General features: G+C 62.4%; 18 protein-coding genes and 1 tRNA gene. 6 read left to right on the top strand and 13 right to left on the bottom strand.

What is annotated here, in order from left to right; translation table 11 throughout:
* Position 1: 1 nt before the first annotated feature.
* On the bottom strand, positions 2-1,099 hold the full coding sequence (gene lptG / locus H9Q16_RS05615; RefSeq protein WP_191074359.1) for an LPS export ABC transporter permease LptG: 1,098 nt from the start codon (positions 1,097-1,099) through the stop codon (positions 2-4).
* Positions 1,096-2,226, bottom strand: a complete 1,131-nt coding sequence (gene lptF, locus H9Q16_RS05610) for an LPS export ABC transporter permease LptF (RefSeq protein WP_191074358.1) — start codon at positions 2,224-2,226, stop codon at positions 1,096-1,098. The genes lptG and lptF overlap by 4 nt, the downstream gene beginning before the upstream one ends.
* Positions 2,227-2,360: 134 nt before the next feature.
* Here lptF and H9Q16_RS05605 point away from each other — a divergent pair, with 134 nt between their 5' ends.
* Together H9Q16_RS05605 and H9Q16_RS05600 are read left to right on the top strand one after the other, a co-directional pair.
* Positions 2,361-3,833, top strand: coding sequence for a leucyl aminopeptidase (locus H9Q16_RS05605; protein WP_191074357.1), 1,473 nt, complete (start codon positions 2,361-2,363; stop codon positions 3,831-3,833).
* Positions 3,834-3,840: 7 nt separating this feature from the next.
* Positions 3,841-4,299, top strand: coding sequence for a DNA polymerase III subunit chi (locus H9Q16_RS05600; protein ID WP_191074356.1), 459 nt, complete (start codon positions 3,841-3,843; stop codon positions 4,297-4,299).
* Between the two features lie 9 nt (positions 4,300-4,308).
* Here H9Q16_RS05600 and H9Q16_RS05595 read toward each other — a convergent pair whose 3' ends face one another.
* The 3 genes from H9Q16_RS05595 to H9Q16_RS05585 all read right to left on the bottom strand — a co-directional run bounded on the left by H9Q16_RS05595 (position 4,309) and on the right by H9Q16_RS05585 (position 7,538).
* Positions 4,309-4,890, bottom strand: coding sequence for a retropepsin-like aspartic protease family protein (locus tag H9Q16_RS05595; RefSeq protein WP_191074355.1), 582 nt, complete (start codon positions 4,888-4,890; stop codon positions 4,309-4,311).
* A gap of 49 nt (positions 4,891-4,939) precedes the next feature.
* Positions 4,940-5,572, bottom strand: a complete 633-nt coding sequence (locus tag H9Q16_RS05590) for a MarC family protein (RefSeq protein ID WP_191074354.1) — start codon at positions 5,570-5,572, stop codon at positions 4,940-4,942.
* A 106-nt stretch (positions 5,573-5,678) separates the two neighbouring features.
* Entirely contained in the window at positions 5,679-7,538 is a 1,860-nt protein-coding gene (locus H9Q16_RS05585) for an ABC-F family ATP-binding cassette domain-containing protein (RefSeq protein WP_191074353.1), read from the bottom strand.
* Positions 7,539-7,758: 220 nt separating this feature from the next.
* On the opposite strand from H9Q16_RS05585, the gene ndk reads away from it, so the two are divergent.
* Positions 7,759-8,181 (top strand): nucleoside-diphosphate kinase, encoded by a 423-nt coding sequence (ndk, locus tag H9Q16_RS05580; RefSeq protein WP_191074352.1) that lies wholly within the window; start codon positions 7,759-7,761, stop codon positions 8,179-8,181.
* Positions 8,182-8,261: 80 nt separating this feature from the next.
* Here the strand turns inward: ndk and H9Q16_RS05575 are convergent, their stop codons facing one another.
* The 4 genes from H9Q16_RS05575 to H9Q16_RS05565 form a co-directional block, all read right to left on the bottom strand.
* Positions 8,262-8,714, bottom strand: coding sequence for a DUF4112 domain-containing protein (locus tag H9Q16_RS05575; protein ID WP_191074351.1), 453 nt, complete (start codon positions 8,712-8,714; stop codon positions 8,262-8,264).
* Positions 8,715-8,753: 39 nt separating this feature from the next.
* A complete protein-coding gene (locus H9Q16_RS05570; protein WP_191074350.1) occupies positions 8,754-9,080 on the bottom strand; it encodes a TfoX/Sxy family protein in 327 nt (108 codons plus the stop codon).
* Between the two features lie 37 nt (positions 9,081-9,117).
* Entirely contained in the window at positions 9,118-9,246 is a 129-nt protein-coding gene (locus tag H9Q16_RS20745) for a hypothetical protein (protein ID WP_281403093.1), read from the bottom strand.
* 114 nt (positions 9,247-9,360) lie between these two features.
* Positions 9,361-10,323 (bottom strand): aldose epimerase family protein, encoded by a 963-nt coding sequence (locus H9Q16_RS05565; protein ID WP_191074349.1) that lies wholly within the window; start codon positions 10,321-10,323, stop codon positions 9,361-9,363.
* A 206-nt stretch (positions 10,324-10,529) separates the two neighbouring features.
* Between H9Q16_RS05565 and H9Q16_RS05560 the strand changes: the two genes are divergently transcribed.
* Complete coding sequence (locus H9Q16_RS05560) at positions 10,530-12,326, top strand: IlvD/Edd family dehydratase (protein ID WP_246455473.1); 1,797 nt, start codon at positions 10,530-10,532, stop codon at positions 12,324-12,326.
* Positions 12,327-12,390: 64 nt separating this feature from the next.
* Here the strand turns inward: H9Q16_RS05560 and H9Q16_RS05555 are convergent.
* Positions 12,391-12,465, bottom strand: a tRNA-Asn gene (locus tag H9Q16_RS05555).
* A gap of 82 nt (positions 12,466-12,547) precedes the next feature.
* Entirely contained in the window at positions 12,548-13,459 is a 912-nt protein-coding gene (locus H9Q16_RS05550) for an MBL fold metallo-hydrolase (protein WP_191074347.1), read from the bottom strand.
* 41 nt (positions 13,460-13,500) lie between these two features.
* On the opposite strand from H9Q16_RS05550, the gene H9Q16_RS05545 reads away from it, so the two are divergent.
* Complete coding sequence (locus H9Q16_RS05545) at positions 13,501-14,826, top strand: ATP-binding protein (protein WP_191074346.1); 1,326 nt, start codon at positions 13,501-13,503, stop codon at positions 14,824-14,826.
* Positions 14,827-14,941: 115 nt separating this feature from the next.
* Positions 14,942-15,391 (top strand): DUF4442 domain-containing protein, encoded by a 450-nt coding sequence (locus tag H9Q16_RS05540; protein WP_191074345.1) that lies wholly within the window; start codon positions 14,942-14,944, stop codon positions 15,389-15,391.
* Positions 15,392-15,685: 294 nt separating this feature from the next.
* On the opposite strand, the gene H9Q16_RS05535 is transcribed toward H9Q16_RS05540, so the two are convergent.
* Both H9Q16_RS05535 and H9Q16_RS05530 read right to left on the bottom strand, forming a co-directional pair.
* A complete protein-coding gene (locus H9Q16_RS05535) occupies positions 15,686-16,111 on the bottom strand; it encodes a hypothetical protein (protein WP_191074344.1) in 426 nt (141 codons plus the stop codon).
* A 31-nt stretch (positions 16,112-16,142) separates the two neighbouring features.
* Positions 16,143-16,781: a hypothetical protein gene (locus H9Q16_RS05530; protein WP_191074343.1), complete on the bottom strand. Its 639-nt coding sequence runs from the start codon at positions 16,779-16,781 to the stop codon at positions 16,143-16,145.
* Between the last annotated feature and the right edge of the window lie 121 nt (positions 16,782-16,902).

Below are 16,902 nucleotides of genomic sequence, written 5' to 3'. Positions count from 1 at the left end.
CTTAACCGTCCTCCATGTGCAAGAGCAGGCCAAGGGCGAGCAGGGTCGCGGCAACCGGAGGAGACCAGGCGGCCAGCAGGATCGGAATTTGCCCGTTTTCGCCGAGGATTTGCGAAAAGCTGCGGATGAAGTAGAGGCCAAAGCCCAACAGCACAGCCGTCAGCACCGCCACACCGGTGCCGCCGCTGCGGGCGTGGCGCATGGTGAAGGCGCTGGCGATCAGCACCATTGCCACCAGAAAGAAGGGGCGGGCAAATTCGGCCTGCAGCCAGACCTTGTGGCGGCGTGGGCTGAAGCCTGCCTGTTCAAGCTGGCGGATGAATTCGGGCAAAAGATAGATCGACACGGCGGCCGGTTCTCCAATGCTTTCGCGGATGCGGTCCAGTGTCAGCGACGAGGCAATCGTCAAGGTCTCGAAGTTTTCTGCGGTGCCTTCTGCGTTCACGCCAGCCTCAAGTGGCCAGCTTTTGGCGTCACGCAGGGACCATGCGCCGTCGCGCAGGGCGGCGCTGGCGGCCTCGATCCGGCGGATGGGGCCCGCGTCTGGCGCGTAGGATATGAAGGTAACATCGTAAAGCACCGACGCATCCGCGTTGGACCGCCATGCGCGGATGACGGTCTGGCCTTCTGCGCTGCCCTGACGCAGCCAGAGCCCTTCATCGCTGATCGACAGGGCAGAGGCGCCTCCGGCCCGGAATCCTTCTGAGAGTTGCAGGTAGCGCTTGCCGGTTGCGGCGACGATGGGGTTCAGCATGCTAACGGCCAGCACGCCGATGATCAGGGCGACGATGATGGGCGCGATCAGCGTCCGCAGGCCGGAGCGCCCCGCCGCGCGCGTCACGACCAGTTCGGAGGACCGCGCCAGCGAGATGAAGAGGGCTACCGTGGCAAGGATCACGATCAGGGGCAGGATCAGGTTGATGGTCTGGGGGGTGTTCAGCAGCGTCAGGCGCAGGATGTCCTGCCAGCCGACATCAAAGTCGCTGAACCGGCGGGCCTGATCGACAGCATCTACCAGCATGACCAGCGCAAAGAGCACGGCTGTGATCATCAGGAACGTCATGGCAAAGCGGCGCGCAAAGTAAAGATGCAGGATCATGGCGCGGCCTCTGTCCGGCGCAAGCGGCGCATCCAGTTGGGGTTGGCGGCCTGGTACAGCATGCCAAGCACCAGAAGCGCGCCCAAAGTGGTGGGCACATACATCAGCGGCCAGAGGCTTGCGTCATCGCGCACCGGATCGACCAATACACCGCGCATGCCATCGATGGCGATCAACAGGCCAAAAGCGATCACGATCTCGCGCCACACACCAAAGCGTGAGAACCCTCCCAGCAGCAGCGTGGCAAAGCCGACCATGGCCGCCACGATGCAAAAGAGCGGCTGGGCGAAGCGGGCGTGCACTTCTTCGGCGATGAACCCCTTGCTTTGACCGGTGCGCGCGGCCAGCGCGTCCCAGTCACCGATCAGGGCGGGGGTTGTCATATGCGCGATGCTCAGATCCTTGTCGGGATCAGTGTTTACAAGCGCCGAGATATCAAAGGAGAAGTCGCGAAAGTTGGCCGTAGCCAGTCGTTTGTCATCGGTGTTGAGCCGCTGGGCCAGACCGTCGACCATGATCAGCGTCGTGCCCTCGCCGTTGCGCACAAGATACGCCTCAGCCGCGGTATAGATCACGCCCACAGCCGGATCGCGGCGGTCTGACAGGAAGACGTCGCGCAAGACGCCGTCGGCATCAATCTGGCGGGTGTAGAAGGTGACCTGTTCTGTGGGATGGAGAAATGTGCCTTCGGTCAGCAGGCGGGCGGTGACGTTCTGGCTGATCTCGGTCTCGCGCTGGTTCAGTTGCGATTGGGCCAGCGGGACAAGGAAATGGCTGAGCAGGGTCATCATCACCGCGACACAAAGGCCAAAAATCAGCACCGGGCGCGCCAGTCGCCAGGGGCCGGAGCCGGTTGATTGCAGGACCGTCAGTTCGGATTCGCTGCTCATCCGGTTGGTCACGTAGACGGCTGCGGCAAAGGCCGCAATGGGCAGAACGGTTGTGATCAGACGGGGCAGGCCGAGGGCGGTGAACTCCAGAAACACAAAGGCAGACTGACCGTCGCCGATCAGCCGATCAAACAGGACAACGGCCCGGTTGATCCAGAACAGGGCGACCAGAACCAGCGCGAAAAAGCCGAAGAGTACCAGCAGCTGTGCCAGCATGTAGCGGTCTACTCTGCTCAACGTCGTTCCTCGAGGCGTGGCCTTGCGGCGATTGGGGATAACTTACTGCAATTTGCGCGGCGGGAAAACTGATATCTGGTCATAGGCGGCATCGCGGGCTAGGTCTGGGATCAGCAGAAAAGGAAGCCCACGTGATGACAGAACTGACCCCCGTTACATTTGTCGAAACAGACATCGACACGATTGCGGATCAGCCAGGCCGCATTGCTGTGTTTGCAGAGCCGGGGGGCAAGCTGGACAAGGCCGGGCGGCGGGTGAACCGGCTGACAAAGGGCGCGTTACTGCGGCTGGTGGAGGGCAATGGGTTTGCCGAGACAAAGCCCGGTGACGTACGCACGCTGGCCTATCCTGTCGGTCTGGCGGCAGAGGCGGTTGATGTGGTGCATTTGCCGCGCAACGCGGACGTGGATCTGGCCCGGCGGGCCGGGGTTGCCCTGGCGCGGGTGCGCGGGACCACGGATGTGCTGGCGTTGGCCGGCACGTTGCGCCGGCCTGCTGAGCTGGCCTTCGGGCTGGTGATGCGGGACTATGAGTTCAACGCGCACAAGAGCGCGCCATCTGCGCGGGAGGGGGCTGTGACGATCATGTGCAGCAAACCCGACGCCGCGGAGGCGGAGGCAGGTCCCTTGATGGCCATTGCGGAGGGCGCGTTCATGACCCGCGATCTGACCAATGCGCCAGCCAACGTTCTGACCACGACGGCCTTTGCCGATCAACTGTCGGCGATGTCCGAACTAGGTCTCAAAGTTGACGTATTGGATGAAGAAGAGCTCGCAAAACTTGGAATGCGAACGCTTTTATGTGTGGGGCAGGGGTCTGACAGCCCGTCCAAGGTGGTGGTCATGCGCTGGGACGGTGGCAAGAAGGGCGACGCGCCGCTGGCGTTGGTTGGCAAAGGCGTTGTGTTCGATACCGGCGGCATCAGCCTCAAGCCCGGGGCGGGCATGGAAGACATGACGATGGATATGGGCGGCGCCGGCGTCGTGGCGGGGGTCATGCGGGCGGTGGCGCGGCGCAAGGCACAGGCCAATGTTGTGGGCCTTGTGGGGCTGGTGGAGAACATGCCGTCAGGTAATGCGGTGCGTCCGGGCGATGTGATCACGTCAATGAAGGGGGACACGGTTGAGGTGATCAATACGGACGCCGAAGGGCGTTTGGTGCTGTGTGACGTAATGTGGTACGCCCAAGATCGGTTCGCGCCAGCGGCGATGATCGATCTGGCGACCTTGACGGGCGCAATGATCATTGCGCTGGGGCATGAGAACGCGGGCGTTTTTTCCAATGATGATGATCTGTGCAAGGATTTCCTGAAAGCTGCGGCGGCAGAGGGCGAGGGCGCGTGGCGGATGCCGCTGGGACCAAGCTATGACAAGCTGTTGAAAAGCCGGATCGCGGATATGAAGAACATTGGCGGGCGCGCGGCAGGGTCGATCACAGCGGCCCAGTTCCTGCAGCGTTTTGTCAAGGACGGGGTGCCATGGATCCATCTAGATATCGCCGGTGTTGCGTCGGTCAAATCCGAGACGACGCTGGCCCCGGTTGGCGCGACCGGCTGGGGTGTGGCGACGCTCAACCGTTTGATTTCAGACCGTTTCGAGTCGTCGTGAGCGGCTGATGGGAGCTGCGTTCTTTTATCATCTGACTCGGCGGCCCCTGGCGGAGACGCTGATGATGCTGGCGAGCAAATCGCGCGCCAATGGTTGGACCGTTGTCGTGCGCGGGCAGGATATGGCGCAGATGCAGGCGCTGGATGTGGCGCTGTGGCGCGGGCCCGATGACGGATTTTTGCCGCATGGGCTGGCGGGGGGGCCGCATGATGCGGATCAGCCAATCCTGCTGACGACATCGGCGGCGGCGCCCAATGCGCCCGATTGCCTGATGTCGGTTGGCGGGGCCGAGATCACAGCCGAAGAGGTCGCGGCCCATGAGCGGGTGTGCATTCTGTTTGATGGTAATGATGAGGCCGCATTGGAGGGGGCGCGGGCTCAGTGGAGAGTGCTCAAGGACGCGGGCGCATCGGCGCAATACTGGTCCGAAGAGAGTGGCAGTTGGGAAAAGAAGGCGGAAACCTGAGCGGGGGGTCTAGCGGCTGAGGATCAGCTCGTTATTGGCAATCTCGATCCGGCCCCAGCGTTGCAGGTACCCCATGCCAAGCAAGGACTGGTTCATCTCACCGGCGTTCACCACGGCGGGCACGTCATAGTCCGACGCAGGGCCCAGCCGGACCTCATCGAGGCGGACATAGGCGGTGCGCACTTCGCCATTGGCGGTATTGGCGCGGCCCTGGTAGGCTAGTGTTTCGGGGTTGAGGCCCGCGCGAGCGGCGTCGTCCTGGGTCAGCACCAGATCGGTCGCACCGGTATCGACCACAAAGCGCACATTGGCACCGTTCACGGCGGCGGAGAGATAGTAATGCCCGTCAAAAGCGCGCGGCACGATGATCGTGCCTTCGCGCGTCACGCCGATCTGGGCGCGGTCTGCGTCGCGGCGGATGTCTTCCCACAGGCCTACGGCAGCGGCGCCGCCAATAAAGATCATGCCCCAGATGGCAGCGTATTGCAGGGTCTTGTTCATGCTGATGCGGTTGTTCATGAAGAACCAGCCGGCCACCATCGCCAGAAGCACGATAAGATAGATCAGACGATCGCTTTCAAAGGGTTCCATGATGGGTCGCGGCCTCCTGATGCCGATATAGGCACGCGGGGCGCGCTTGTCAGGTGGGGGCGGCGCCGAAACTGTAGGCGCGCAGGCCGTCAAGCACAAACTGCACCGACAGGGCAGCCAGCAACATGCCCAGCAGCCGGGTGATGACGGTGATTACCGTCTTGCTGATCACACGCTCAAGATAGCTGCTGGCCTGCAGGGTCAGGGCCATGACGACCAACACCAGCAGGGTGATGACGCTGACGGTCAGCAGGCCCTCGACGCCGGGCTTTTCGCTTGTGAGCAGGATCACAGAGGCGATGGCGCCCGGCCCCGCGATCAGGGGAATCGCCAGAGGGAAGACGGAAGGATCATCATGTTCGTCTTCTTCCGCGCGGTCCTCGCGGCGCTTGGTGCGGCGTTCAAAGAGCATGTCGAGGGCCGTGATGAAGAGCAGGATGCCACCCGCGACGCGGAAGGCGGGCATGGAGATACCAATAAAGCGCAGGACCGTTTCGCCGGTGAAAATGAACAGCAAAAGCACGATGCCGGAGATCAGGCAGGCGCGCCAAGCAATGCGGCGGCGGCGCGCGGCGGTCATGCCGGGGGTCAGGGCCACAAAGAGCGGCGCGATTGCGATCGGATCGACCACCACGAACATGGTGACGAGGGCGGTGATCATATAGGCGGTATCAAGGGGCATTGAGGGATCCGGTTGTGCGGGCAGGCCCGCGTTCGATTTTATTCTTGCTGATGAGGGGGCGCTGCCCCCTCAAACTCCCCCGAGGTATTTTTGCAAAGGGTGAAGATCAGGCTGAGGCTTTTTCCAGTTTTTCCAATGTGGTCATCCAGATGGCTTCGGCGCGTTCCAGCGCGTCCATAACTTCGGCGTATTTCTTATTCCAGACGTCGAGTTCGCCGTTCTTGGTGTCTTCGTAGAGGGCAGGGTCTGCGAGCTTCTTGGCCAGTTTATCGCGCATCGCGTTGATTTTTTCCACCCGTGCTTCGGCTTTTCGGGCCTCTGAGCGCAGGGCGAGCACGTCTTCGCGGCTGGCGCGCTTGGGTTTTGTGGCCGCTTTCGGCTTCGAGGCTCTGGAGGCCGGTTTGGGCGTGCTCAGCAGCATCGTGCGGTAGGCTTCGAGGTCGTCGTCATAGGGCGTGACAGTGCCGTCCGAGACAAGCCATAGCCGGTCGGCGATCATCGACAGCAAGTGCATGTCGTGGCTGACGAGAATGACGGCACCGGAGTAGGCGGTCAGCGCTTCGACCAGCGCCTCGCGGCTTTCGATGTCGAGGTGGTTGGTCGGTTCGTCGAGAATGAGGAGGTGCGGGGCGTGCAGCGTGGCCAACAGGAGCGAAAGGCGCGCCTTTTGACCGCCCGAGAGGCGTCCCACCTCGGTTTCGGCCTGTTCGGGGCCAAGGCCGAAGCCCGCCAGCTGGGCGCGGAGTTTCGAAGGCATGATGCCGGGGCGCGCCGCCGTCATGTGCTGAAGCGGCGTTTCGTTGACGATCAGCTCTTCGACCTGGTGTTGGGCGAAAAAGCCGATGCGCAGCTTGGAGGACTTGACCTGCTTGCCCGCCAAGAGCGGCAGGCGGTCCGAGAGCAATTTTGACAGGGTCGATTTACCCTGACCGTTCTTGCCCAGCAGCGCGATGCGATCGTCCTGATCGATGCGCAGGTTGAGGCGGCTGAGGACGGGGACGTCTTCTGCATAGCCCGTGACGCCGCCTTCTATGGTGATGATGGGCGGGGACAGTTCCTCGGGCTCGGGGAAGGTGAAAACCTTGCGCGCGGCCTCTTCGGGGGGCGTGATCATGTCCATCTTTTCGATGGCCTTGAGGCGCGACTGGGCCTGTTTGGCCTTGTCGGCCTTGTAACGAAAGCGGTCCACGTAGGATTGCATATGGGCGCGGCGGGCCTGTTGTTTCTTAGCCATCGCCGCCTGTTGGGCGCGCCGTTCAGCGCGTTGGCGGGCGAACTGGTCGTAGGGGCCCTGGTAGTAGGTGAGCTGTTTTTCTTCCAGATGCAGGATGCCGCCCACCGCGCGGTTCAGCAAGCCGCGGTCGTGGCTGATGATGATCACCGTGTGGGGGTATCGGGCCAGATAGCTTTCGAGCCAGAGCGCGCCTTCCAGATCGAGGTAGTTGGTGGGTTCGTCCAGCAGCAGCAGGTCGGGCTGGGCAAAAAGCACTCCGGCCAGCGCCACGCGCATGCGCCAGCCGCCCGAAAAGGCGGAGCAGGGCATGTGCTGTTCTTTGTCCTCAAAGCCGAGGCCCTTGAGGATCGAGGAGGCGCGACCTTCGGCAGACCAGGCGTCGATATCCGCCAGACGGGCCTGGATGTCGGCGATGCGGGCGGGATCGGTGGCCGTGTCCGCTTCGGCCAGCAGGGCGGCGCGTTCGGTATCGGCCTGCAGGACGGTGTCGAGGAGCGAGGTGTCGGAGGAGGGAACTTCTTGGGCGACGCCGCCGATCTTGGCGCGTGAGGGCAGCGAGATGGTGCCGCCGTCGAGCGTCAGTTCTTCGCGGATCAGGCGGAAAAGGGTGGTCTTGCCCGCACCGTTGCGGCCCACGAGGCCGACTTTATGGCCATCGGGGATCACGGCGGTGGCTTCCTCAAAGAGAGGGCGGCCTTCGACGGAATAGTTGATGTTCGTGATCTGCAACATGCGCGCGGTATCTCTTGTCGCGGGGCGGAGGTCAATCATGGGATTTGCGCGCGCAGGGGGATCATGTGCCCCGGTGTCAGCTGTGCGCGTTGGGATGAAAGGCGGGGCCTATGCCTGGCCTTCGGGGCGGCGGTTGTGGTCGGGCAAAGTCGCGCCTTTTCATGGCGCAAACCCCATGTTAGGAGCGGCGCAAATTCAACACCCCAGAGGAGCAAGCCCCATGGCCCTTGAGCGTACGTTTTCTATCATCAAACCCGATGCCACCAAGCGCAACCTGACCGGTGCGATTGTCAAGAAATTCGAAGATGCAGGCCTTCGGGTGGTTGCGTCCAAGCGCATTCATCTCACCAAGGCGCAGGCGGGCGAATTCTATGCCGTGCACAAAGAGCGTCCGTTTTATGATGAGTTGTGCGAGTTCATGGCATCGGCACCGATCGTGGCTCAGGTTCTGGAAGGCGAGGATGCCATTGCCAAGAACCGTGAAGTGATGGGGGCAACGAACCCGGCAGATGCGGCACCCGGCACCATTCGTGCAGAATTCGCCGAGAGCGTTGGTGAAAACTCTGTTCACGGCTCTGACGCGCCGGAGACGGCCAAGACTGAGATTGCGTATTTCTTCTCAGGTCTGGAACTGGTGGGCTGATCGCCCGCGGTTCACGCGCCTAGACTGAAAAAGCCGGGTCTGATGACCCGGCTTTTGCGTTTCAGATGGTGACGATCCGGTCAGTCACGCGGCGGTACCGGGGTCGCGTCTGCAGGCTGGTCGCTGATGCCAAAGGCAGGGCCCGCGCGCGCAAGTTCTTTTTGCAGATGATCCTCAAGAAGTCCGACATTGCGCAGTTTTGATTTCCAGCCGATGTCGAACAGGTCACCCACAACCGGGATGGCGCCAATCGCAAGGTCGATCCCTGTGTTGATGCCCATGCGGGCCAAAAGCGGTGTCGGGGCGCCCATGCGGTGGGCCTGCCGGATAATATAGGCCGATGGCAGGAGGGCCAGCGCATCCCCAACGCCCGGCACAAGGCCAAGGATCGCATCCCAGCCGACGCGCACGTCCACGATGGGCAATTTGAAGGCGCTGTCCATATTCATCGCCAACCGCCGCAAGCGGGCGAGGTCGCGCGCATGGGGGTGATCATTCAGAGCGTCGGGAATGTCTGTGCGCGTTTCATCCATGACGGGTCAACGCGCGGGGGTGCAGGGGGTTCCTGACGATCATGCCTCGCGCACGCCGATCACGTTCATCAGGCGCTCGAATTCGCTGTCGGTGCTGGCGGGGTTGTCGGCCTTCAGCGCGTCAAAGCGCGCGCGCAGGGCGGTCTTTTCAGCGCCTTTGCAGTCGTTCCATGGCCGCCCCTGCAGGCCCATCACCAACACGTAGTATCCGATGAAATGCGGTTTCATACCGGTGCGCAGCAAGCGGGCGTAGGTTTGATCGGCCCCGAGTGTGCGAAGCTCTTCGGCGGTATGGATCCCGGCCTTGGCGCAGGCAGCCTCGTAGGCGGGGCCAAGGTTTCGGATTGATGAGATCGGTTCGGTCATGGGCCGAACCTAAGGCCTCAGGTGGGGTCTGTCACGCCTACAAACTGGCGTAATCGGTGATGAGAGGCTGAGGCTCTGGCGGGCGGGTGTCTTGCACCTTGCGCGCGCTGTCGTCGTCCTGGGCCGCCTGTTTGGACGGACTTGGGGTCTGGTTGGCATCGGTCATGTGACCTGCTCCTTGGCTCTGGACGCGAACGCCCGGTTGGCACATCCCCCACCAGAGAGCCTTGCGTGCATTCCTGCCGGGGGCAGGGCGCAATCATGGCGATTCGGTGATGAATTATGCCGTCGAGAAGGAGAACTCGGTGATCTGTTGGTAGGTTCCGCCGGGTTTCAGAAGGATATCCGGAAAGTGGGCGTGGTGCATCGCATCGGGCCAGTGCTGTGGTTCCAGCGCGATCCCGGCAAAGGGGGCAAGATCGGGGAAATCTGACGTGGCCGGCGCACCGGTAGGCAGGTGCGCGCCGTTATAGACCTGCAGGCCCGGCGCTGTGGTCGCGATGCTCAGGCTGAGGCCGTTTGCACCACGCAAGACCGCGGCGGGGCGGGGGGTGTCCAACATCTGCGCGGCCAGACAGTAGTTCACATCAAGAGCCGGGGTCAGCGGCACCGGGAAGGGCTGGCGAAAGTCAAACGGCGTTCCCTCGACCGGTGCAGTATCTCCGGTGGGCAGGTTATCTGCATCCACCGGCAGATAGCTTTGCGCGGCGACGGATAGCCTGTGGCCCGAGACATCCGCTGCGCCATCGAGGTTCCAGTACGGGTGTGCGGCGATGTTGATCGGTGTGGTCTGATCGGTGGTCGCTGTGATGGTCAGGCGCAGTGTGCTGCCCGACAGCGCATAGCGGGCGGTGATCCGTCGGTTGCCCGGCAGGCCGCCGTGCCTGTCCGCGAGGGTGCATTTCAGTGTTACCATGTCGGGCCGGTGGTCCGTTACCTGCCAGTTTTGCGCGTGCAGCCCATCCGGCCCGGAATGCAGTGTCGTGCGCCCGTTTTCATTGCGGGGCATCCGGTGGGTGGTGCCGTCGATCCGGACCAGCCCGTCGCGTATCCGGTTGGCGACGGGCCCGACAAGCGGCCCGGCAAAGATCAGGCAGGCGCTGTGGTCTGCCGGATCCGCAAAGCCAAGCACCAGATTGCGCGTCTGACCCGACAGGCGGACGCCCACAAGCGCCGCGCCCCTCGGCAGGATGGTGACGTGCAGAGGGTCGGTGTGCAGGTGAATGGGTGTGTCGGGGGTCATAAGGGCCTTCTTGCAGGGGGGTGTGTATAGCCTAGTGGTTTGATCTGCGCGCCTGAAGGGAAATGTGTCCCTGCCGGGCGCGTTTGCGATCAATTGGCGCGCGCCCGAAAGAATGCGGCGGTGCTGGGCCTGAGCCACTGGCAAATCGGGGCAGAGGGTGGTTGAATGCAGCCGAACCCCTCAGACAGTTTCAGGAGGCATACGCCTTGGCCAAAATCACCCCCTCCGACCTGCGGTCGCGCCTTTGGTTCAACAACCCTGATAATCCGGAAATGACGGCCCTCTATCTGGAACGGTACCTGAACTACGGGCTGACGCGCGACGAGCTGCAATCGGGCAAACCGATCATTGCAATTGCCCAGACCGGCAGCGATTTGTCGCCCTGCAACCGGCATCATCTGGAATTGGCCAAACGGACCCGTGACGGCATCATTGCGGCAGGCGGGATCGCGATGGAACTGCCTGTCCATCCCATTCAGGAGACCGGCAAGCGCCCGACGGCCATGCTGGACCGGAACCTGGCCTATCTGGGGCTGGTCGAGGCGCTGTTTGGGTATCCGATTGATGGCGTCGTACTGACGATTGGGTGCGACAAGACCACGCCGGCCTTGCTGATGGCGGCGGCGACGGTGAATATTCCGGCCATTGCGCTGTCGGTCGGGCCGATGCTGAACGGTTGGTTCGACGGCGAACGGGCAGGGTCCGGCACAGTGATCTGGAAGGCCCGGGAAAAGCTGGCGGCGGGCGAGATCGACGATGCGCAGTTCATGGAAATCGCCGCAGCTTCTGCGCCGTCGGTCGGGTATTGCAACACCATGGGCACGGCCACCACGATGAATTCTCTGGCTGAGGCTCTGGGTATGCAATTGCCCGGTGCCGCGGCGATCCCCGCACCCTACCGCGAACGCGGGCAGATCAGCTATGAAACGGGCAAGCGCATTGTCGACATGGTGTGGGAAGATCTGCGCCCCTCGGACATCATGACGCGCGAGGCCTTTGAGAATGCGATCGTGATCAACTCTGCCTTGGGGGGATCGACGAACGCGCCCATTCACCTCAACGCGATCGCACGCCATCTGGATATCGACCTGACCAACGATGACTGGCAGGCACATGGCCATGCCGTGCCTTTGCTGGTCAATCTGCAACCAGCGGGGAAATATCTGGGCGAGGACTTCCACCGCGCGGGGGGGGTGCCCGCCGTCACCGGGCATCTGATCGGGGCCGGGTTGTTGCCGCATCCCGACGTCGTCACGGCCAATGGGCACACGATGGGCGACAATTGCGAGGACCAGCGCAGCAGCAATCCGGATGTGATCAAACCGGTGGAGGATCCGCTGGTCAAGGCGGCGGGTTTCATCAACCTCAAGGGCACGCTATTTGACAGTGCGATCATGAAAACCTCAGTGATCAGCCCGGCGTTTCGCAAGAGCTATCTCAGCAATCCCGATGATCCGGACGCCTTTGAGGGGCGGGCCGTGGTATTTGACGGCCCCGAAGACTATCACCACCGCATCGATGATCCGGCGGAAAACATCGATGAGGGCTGTGTTCTCGTGATGCGCGGGGCCGGGCCCAAGGGCTATCCCGGCGGGGCCGAGGTCGTGAACATGCGGGCGCCCGCGTACCTGCTGAAACAAGGGGTTGAGGCGCTCCCGTGCATCGGGGACGGGCGGCAATCGGGCACCTCTGGGTCGCCCTCGATCCTGAACGCGGCGCCTGAGGCCGCGGACAACGGAGGTCTGGCGCTGCTACAGACCGGAGACCGCATCCGCATCGATCTGCGCAAGTGCAGCGCGGACATTCTGGTGGATGACGAGATCCTCAAGGAACGCGCCCGCGATCTGATGGAAGCGGGCGGCTATCAGGTGCCCGACAGCCAATCGCCCTGGCAACAATATTTCCGCGAATTGGTGCAACCCTTTGACAAGGGCATGACCCTGCGCGACGCCCCCAACTACCGCGATATCGCACGAAAGAGCCTGCCACGAGACAATCATTAGGAATTATCCAGAATTGCGCGCCGCATGCTTGTGTGCGGTGCTGGCATGGGCGGGTCGGGGGAAATGGCTCCGGCGGTAGGGATCGAACCTACGACCAATTGATTAACAGTCAACTGCTCTACCGCTGAGCTACGCCGGAACGGTTTGCGCGATATAGCAGTGGGGTTTTGGCGCGTCCAGAGGGTTTTGGCTCAGAAATGCGTATTTTTGGCGGTTGGATTTCAGCGCAATCGAAATGTCGCGGTTGCGTGCAGTTCTGTGTCCGGGCGGACCACGGATTTGCCTGTCAGATCAACCAGATGGGCGAGCACATTGCGCGTGGCCGCGCCCAGAAGGGCCGGTGGGGTGTCGGTATAGATCGCCTTGGCAAGCGTTGCCGCGTCTGCGGGGCCGTGGCTGAGGGCCTCCAGCAACGCGGCTTCGCGGGCGGTGCGGTGTGAGATCAGCCAGTCAAGCCGCTTTGCAGGATCGGTGACCGCGGCGCCATGACCGGGGTAGAACACCCGCCAGTCGTGCGTCTGCAGCCGCGCGCAGGAGGCCATGAAGTCCGTGAGGTCTCCGTCAGGGGGCGAGACAAGCGAGGATGCCCAGCCCATGACGTGATCGGCGGTGAAACAGGCGGTGCCCCAACCCAGCGAGATATGATTGCCGATGTGGCCGGGCGTGTGGATGACAGACAGCTCCCAGTCGGCGCCGGTGATGCACGCGCCATCAGCCAGCCGCTGATCCGGGCGGAACGCGGTATCCACCCCTTCGCCACCGCCCATGAGCCCGCGTTCCGCCAGGTTTTGCATGATCTGCGACCGGCCTGCCTGTGCGTCGCCAAAGGCCAGCACCGGGGCGCCGCAGCGCTGCGCCAGCGGGCGCGCCAATGGGGAATGATCGAGGTGCGTATGGGTGACGATAATGTGGCTGATCCGCTGCCCGGGCTGCAGCGCGTTCAGGATCGCCTCAAGATGCGCGGGGCTGTCGGGGCCCGGGTCGATTACGGCGATGTCGCTGGTGCCCAGCAGATAGGTGTTTGTGCCGCGATAGGTCATGGGCGACGGGTTGGGGGCCAGAACGCGGCGCAGGCCGGGTTCGAGCTGCTGAGCCACGCCGATCGGCGGATCAAAGTCGTCAGGGGGGAGCATGGTTTGACCTTTTGCAAGCGCTGTGGCTTACGCTTTAGCCCATGTCCTTTGTCTGGCTCAAACGTTATGTGCCCCGCGGCATCTATGGCCGTGCCGCCCTGATCCTACTGTTGCCGGTGGTCTTCCTGCAATTGGTGGTCACGGTGATCTTTGCGCAGCGTCATTTCGAAGGCGTTACATTGCAGATGACCAATACGGTTCTGCGCGAACTGTCCATGGTGATGGCCGCTGTTGACGCCGCACCGTCGCGCGACGCGGTGCTGCAGTCTGTCGTGGACCAGACAGGCCCGCTTGAGATCACTGCGATGCCGGTGACCGCTGATGAGGTGCCCCAGCGCAACCAGCGGTACTGGTACGATTATTCCGGCATTGTGCTGACTGACCGACTGTTTGAGGTGCTTGGGGAACTGCGTGCGGTGGATCTGAGCAACAACCGTCGCGTGGCGCTTTACGTACAGAGTGATAAGGGGCCGCTGCGGCTTGAATTCGACCGCCGCCGCATCTCGGCGGCCAACCCGCACCAGCTGTTTGTTTATACGGTCTTTTTCGGCGTCCTGCTGACATTCATCGCCTCGATCTATTTGCGCAACCAGCTGCGCCCGATCAAACGTCTTGCACGCGCCGCTGAGGCATTTGGCCGTGGCCGGCACGAGCCCTTCAACCCCTCAGGAGCTGTTGAGATACGCGCGGCAGGCAACGCGTTTATCGATATGCGCCAACGGATTGAGCGGCATATTGAACAGCGCACCCTGATGCTGTCGGGGGTCAGCCATGACTTGCGGACCCCGCTGACACGCATGCGGCTGGGCCTGTCGATGATGGACGAGGATGAAGCGGAACCCCTGCTGCGCGATGTGGACGATATGCAACGGATGCTGGATGAATTCCTTGATTTCGCCCGCGGTGCCGCAGAGGGGGAGCCTGAGCGTGTCGCGCCCTATGCATTCGTCAGGGAAATCGTCGAAGAAGCGCAGCGCGGGGGCAGGCTGGTCACGCTGAAACCCCTGCAGGGCGAGGGAGAGGGCACGGTCAAACTGCGCAAGGTGGCGATGCGACGTGCGATCGATAACCTTATTTCGAACGCAGTGCGCTACGGCGGCCGGGCCGAAGTTTCCGTGATGCTGAGCGACAAGACCCTGCGCATCCGGGTTGAGGATGATGGCCCCGGTATCCCTGAGGCCCGCCGTGACGAGGCAACCCGGCCGTTTTCGCGGCTGGACAAGGCGCGCAATCAGGACAAGGGCGGCGGCGTGGGTCTGGGGCTGGCCATTGCGACCGATATCGCGCGGTCCCATGGCGGCGTCTTGCGTCTGGGCGAGGCGCCGGAGCTTGGCGGCTTGCGCGCCGATATCGTGATCGGACGCTGATCGGCAGGATGTGTCCCCGATCCGGCTGAACGATCCCGCGCCGTATGCCGCAGCGTCCACATTGCATCCGCATCATTGAGTTGCGACCCTTGGCCCACCAAATACAGGAGCCAGCATGACCCCCTATGACATGATCAAAGCCCACCTCAGCACTGCGGTACCCTTCGCGACTTATGTGGGTGTCGACCTGCTGGACATCTCAGATGGGCAGGCGAGCGCCGAGTTGCAGCAGCGTGACGAGACCTCGAACCACATCCAGAGCATGCATGCGGCTGCGATGTTTGCCTTGGGCGAAGCCGCGTCCGGGGCTGCCGTTGCAGGGGCACTGGCACCGGTCATCCTGGAAATGCGCCCAGTCGCGGCGACGGCTGACATCAAGTTCCTTAAGGTTGCAAAAGGCAAACTGACCGCGCAGGCCAGAACCTCCCGCCCCGGCGGCGAATTGATGCAGGCGATCAAGGACGACGGCAAGGTGGCGTTTGACGTCACGGTCGATATCACCGACGCGGCGGGCGATAGCGTGGTGGGCATGACGGTCAACTGGTATGTGAGCCCGCAGCGGTAGAGGCCTGCAAACAGGTGAGGCACAGCGCCAAGCGCTCAGCCAGACCGGCAGATCAGCGCCTACAGCGCAAGTCTCGGACGCGCCATCGACAATGGCATGCAGACCCGCCATGGCTCTGATAGTCGGAAAGGCAGGCGGGCGCACGTCACGTGCAATTGCGCCTTCTGCAACGCCGTCGATCTGACACCGCTAAGCTCTCACCGCGCCAGGCGCGACATGGTCATGATGGGCGCGCACCCTCTCTGGATGCGATAACGCGCGGCTTCTAGGCGCAAGCAGTAGCGGGGGTATCTGTCAGTTATCCCCCTCTTCCTCTTCCATTTCACCAATAATAGCGCCACGTTCTACCACGAAGTGACCGGTGATGTACAATTGCTCGGGTATATATTCCTCGTCGCCGCCATTCAGGTCGCCGCTCTGGTAATCGCGGTTCTTGACCATCTCTTCGGTGGCGGCGCGCAACTCATAACGATAGACGCCGTCGACGGCATTCGCCGACAGCTGGTAGACCGGAGTGCCCCGGTCAGCGCGCACATCGGATATGTCGCCCTCCGGCGTGGCGACCCGCATCAACGCCTTGGAAAGCCCGGTCCAGTTTTCGAACCACACCGCGTTGGTGTTGTTTGTCTGAACCAGATCGGCGGCCTGCGCGGGATGGGCCAGGCTCAGTGCAAATGCGGCGGCTGCGATAAGACAACGTTTCATCGTGAGTATCTCCATGCTGAATGGTAAGGAAATCCAGACTAACTTCTCAATCTTTCTGAGATCTGTCCAGAAGGGCAAGCAATTTGTTCAGTTGTTCTTCGCGCAGCGCGTCGCGTTCGGCCATCGCCGTTTTCAGGTCTTCGATGTCCGAATGCAGCTGATCGATATAGATATGCGCATGCTCGAGCTCGTTCAGCATCCGGCCCAGTTTGTCCGAGACGTTGATCGGTGTGTTCTCAAGTGTCGGGCCGACATTCGGCAGGTGGCCGAGGGTGAACATCGCTTCGGCATGTTCGGCGATGCTGGGCAACGCGTAGTCTTCCGAGAATACCGCGTCGCAGCCGCCGCCGCAGGTCCCGCCAGAGGTGGTCAATTCGCCCTTGATCGTCATGTCGCCGGCGGGCGTCAGGATCATTTCAATCTCGCCCGGGCCACCGGGTGCGGTGGTCACGCGGAAGGTGCCAGCCTGGTTCTGGAAATTCCATGCCCGGCCCGAGTTGGGGGCGTCGGCAATTGAGGTGTCTTCAAGCGAAAAGAAGGTGATCCCGTTGTTGCGCAGCGCCAGCTGACCCAGGGTGCCTGCGCCCGTTTCCTCGATCAACAGGGCAGCCGTGTTGTCGGAGCGGCGCACGTGCAGGGCAGCGGCGGCAAATCCGGTACCAAGTCCGACACTTCCGTCGCTCATGATCCTAACGCTATTGTTTGGCGCACCGGCTCGTATGCGAAATGGAATAGACGCTGCTGTGACGTCCTGGACAAAGAAACTACCGTCGTTCCCGCCAACATCCCATGTGTATGGAGTGTTA

This window comes from Sulfitobacter aestuariivivens (genome assembly GCF_014763045.1).
Taxonomy (GTDB): domain Bacteria; phylum Pseudomonadota; class Alphaproteobacteria; order Rhodobacterales; family Rhodobacteraceae; genus Sulfitobacter; species Sulfitobacter aestuariivivens.
This window is presented reverse-complemented; position numbering and strand designations above follow the sequence as displayed.

Excerpts from the sequence above, each read along its gene's own strand:
- H9Q16_RS05600 (WP_191074356.1), top strand. The coding sequence starts at position 3,841 with ATGGGAGCTGCGTTCTTTTATCATCTGACTCGGCGGCCCCTGGCGGAG.
- lptG (WP_191074359.1), bottom strand. The coding sequence starts at position 1,099 with ATGATCCTGCATCTTTACTTTGCGCGCCGCTTTGCCATGACGTTCCTG.
- H9Q16_RS05575 (WP_191074351.1), bottom strand. The coding sequence starts at position 8,714 with ATGGATGAAACGCGCACAGACATTCCCGACGCTCTGAATGATCACCCC.
- H9Q16_RS05530 (WP_191074343.1), bottom strand. The coding sequence starts at position 16,781 with ATGAGCGACGGAAGTGTCGGACTTGGTACCGGATTTGCCGCCGCTGCC.
- H9Q16_RS05585 (WP_191074353.1), bottom strand. The coding sequence starts at position 7,538 with ATGTTGCAGATCACGAACATCAACTATTCCGTCGAAGGCCGCCCTCTC.
- H9Q16_RS05535 (WP_191074344.1), bottom strand. The coding sequence starts at position 16,111 with ATGGAGATACTCACGATGAAACGTTGTCTTATCGCAGCCGCCGCATTT.
- H9Q16_RS05540 (WP_191074345.1), top strand. The coding sequence starts at position 14,942 with ATGACCCCCTATGACATGATCAAAGCCCACCTCAGCACTGCGGTACCC.
- H9Q16_RS05590 (WP_191074354.1), bottom strand. The coding sequence starts at position 5,572 with ATGCCCCTTGATACCGCCTATATGATCACCGCCCTCGTCACCATGTTC.
- H9Q16_RS05545 (WP_191074346.1), top strand. The coding sequence starts at position 13,501 with ATGTCCTTTGTCTGGCTCAAACGTTATGTGCCCCGCGGCATCTATGGC.
- H9Q16_RS05565 (WP_191074349.1), bottom strand. The coding sequence starts at position 10,323 with ATGACCCCCGACACACCCATTCACCTGCACACCGACCCTCTGCACGTC.
- H9Q16_RS05570 (WP_191074350.1), bottom strand. The coding sequence starts at position 9,080 with ATGACCGAACCGATCTCATCAATCCGAAACCTTGGCCCCGCCTACGAG.
- H9Q16_RS05550 (WP_191074347.1), bottom strand. The coding sequence starts at position 13,459 with ATGCTCCCCCCTGACGACTTTGATCCGCCGATCGGCGTGGCTCAGCAG.
- H9Q16_RS20745 (WP_281403093.1), bottom strand. The coding sequence starts at position 9,246 with ATGACCGATGCCAACCAGACCCCAAGTCCGTCCAAACAGGCGGCCCAG.
- H9Q16_RS05595 (WP_191074355.1), bottom strand. The coding sequence starts at position 4,890 with ATGGAACCCTTTGAAAGCGATCGTCTGATCTATCTTATCGTGCTTCTG.
- ndk (WP_191074352.1), top strand. The coding sequence starts at position 7,759 with ATGGCCCTTGAGCGTACGTTTTCTATCATCAAACCCGATGCCACCAAG.
- H9Q16_RS05605 (WP_191074357.1), top strand. The coding sequence starts at position 2,361 with ATGACAGAACTGACCCCCGTTACATTTGTCGAAACAGACATCGACACG.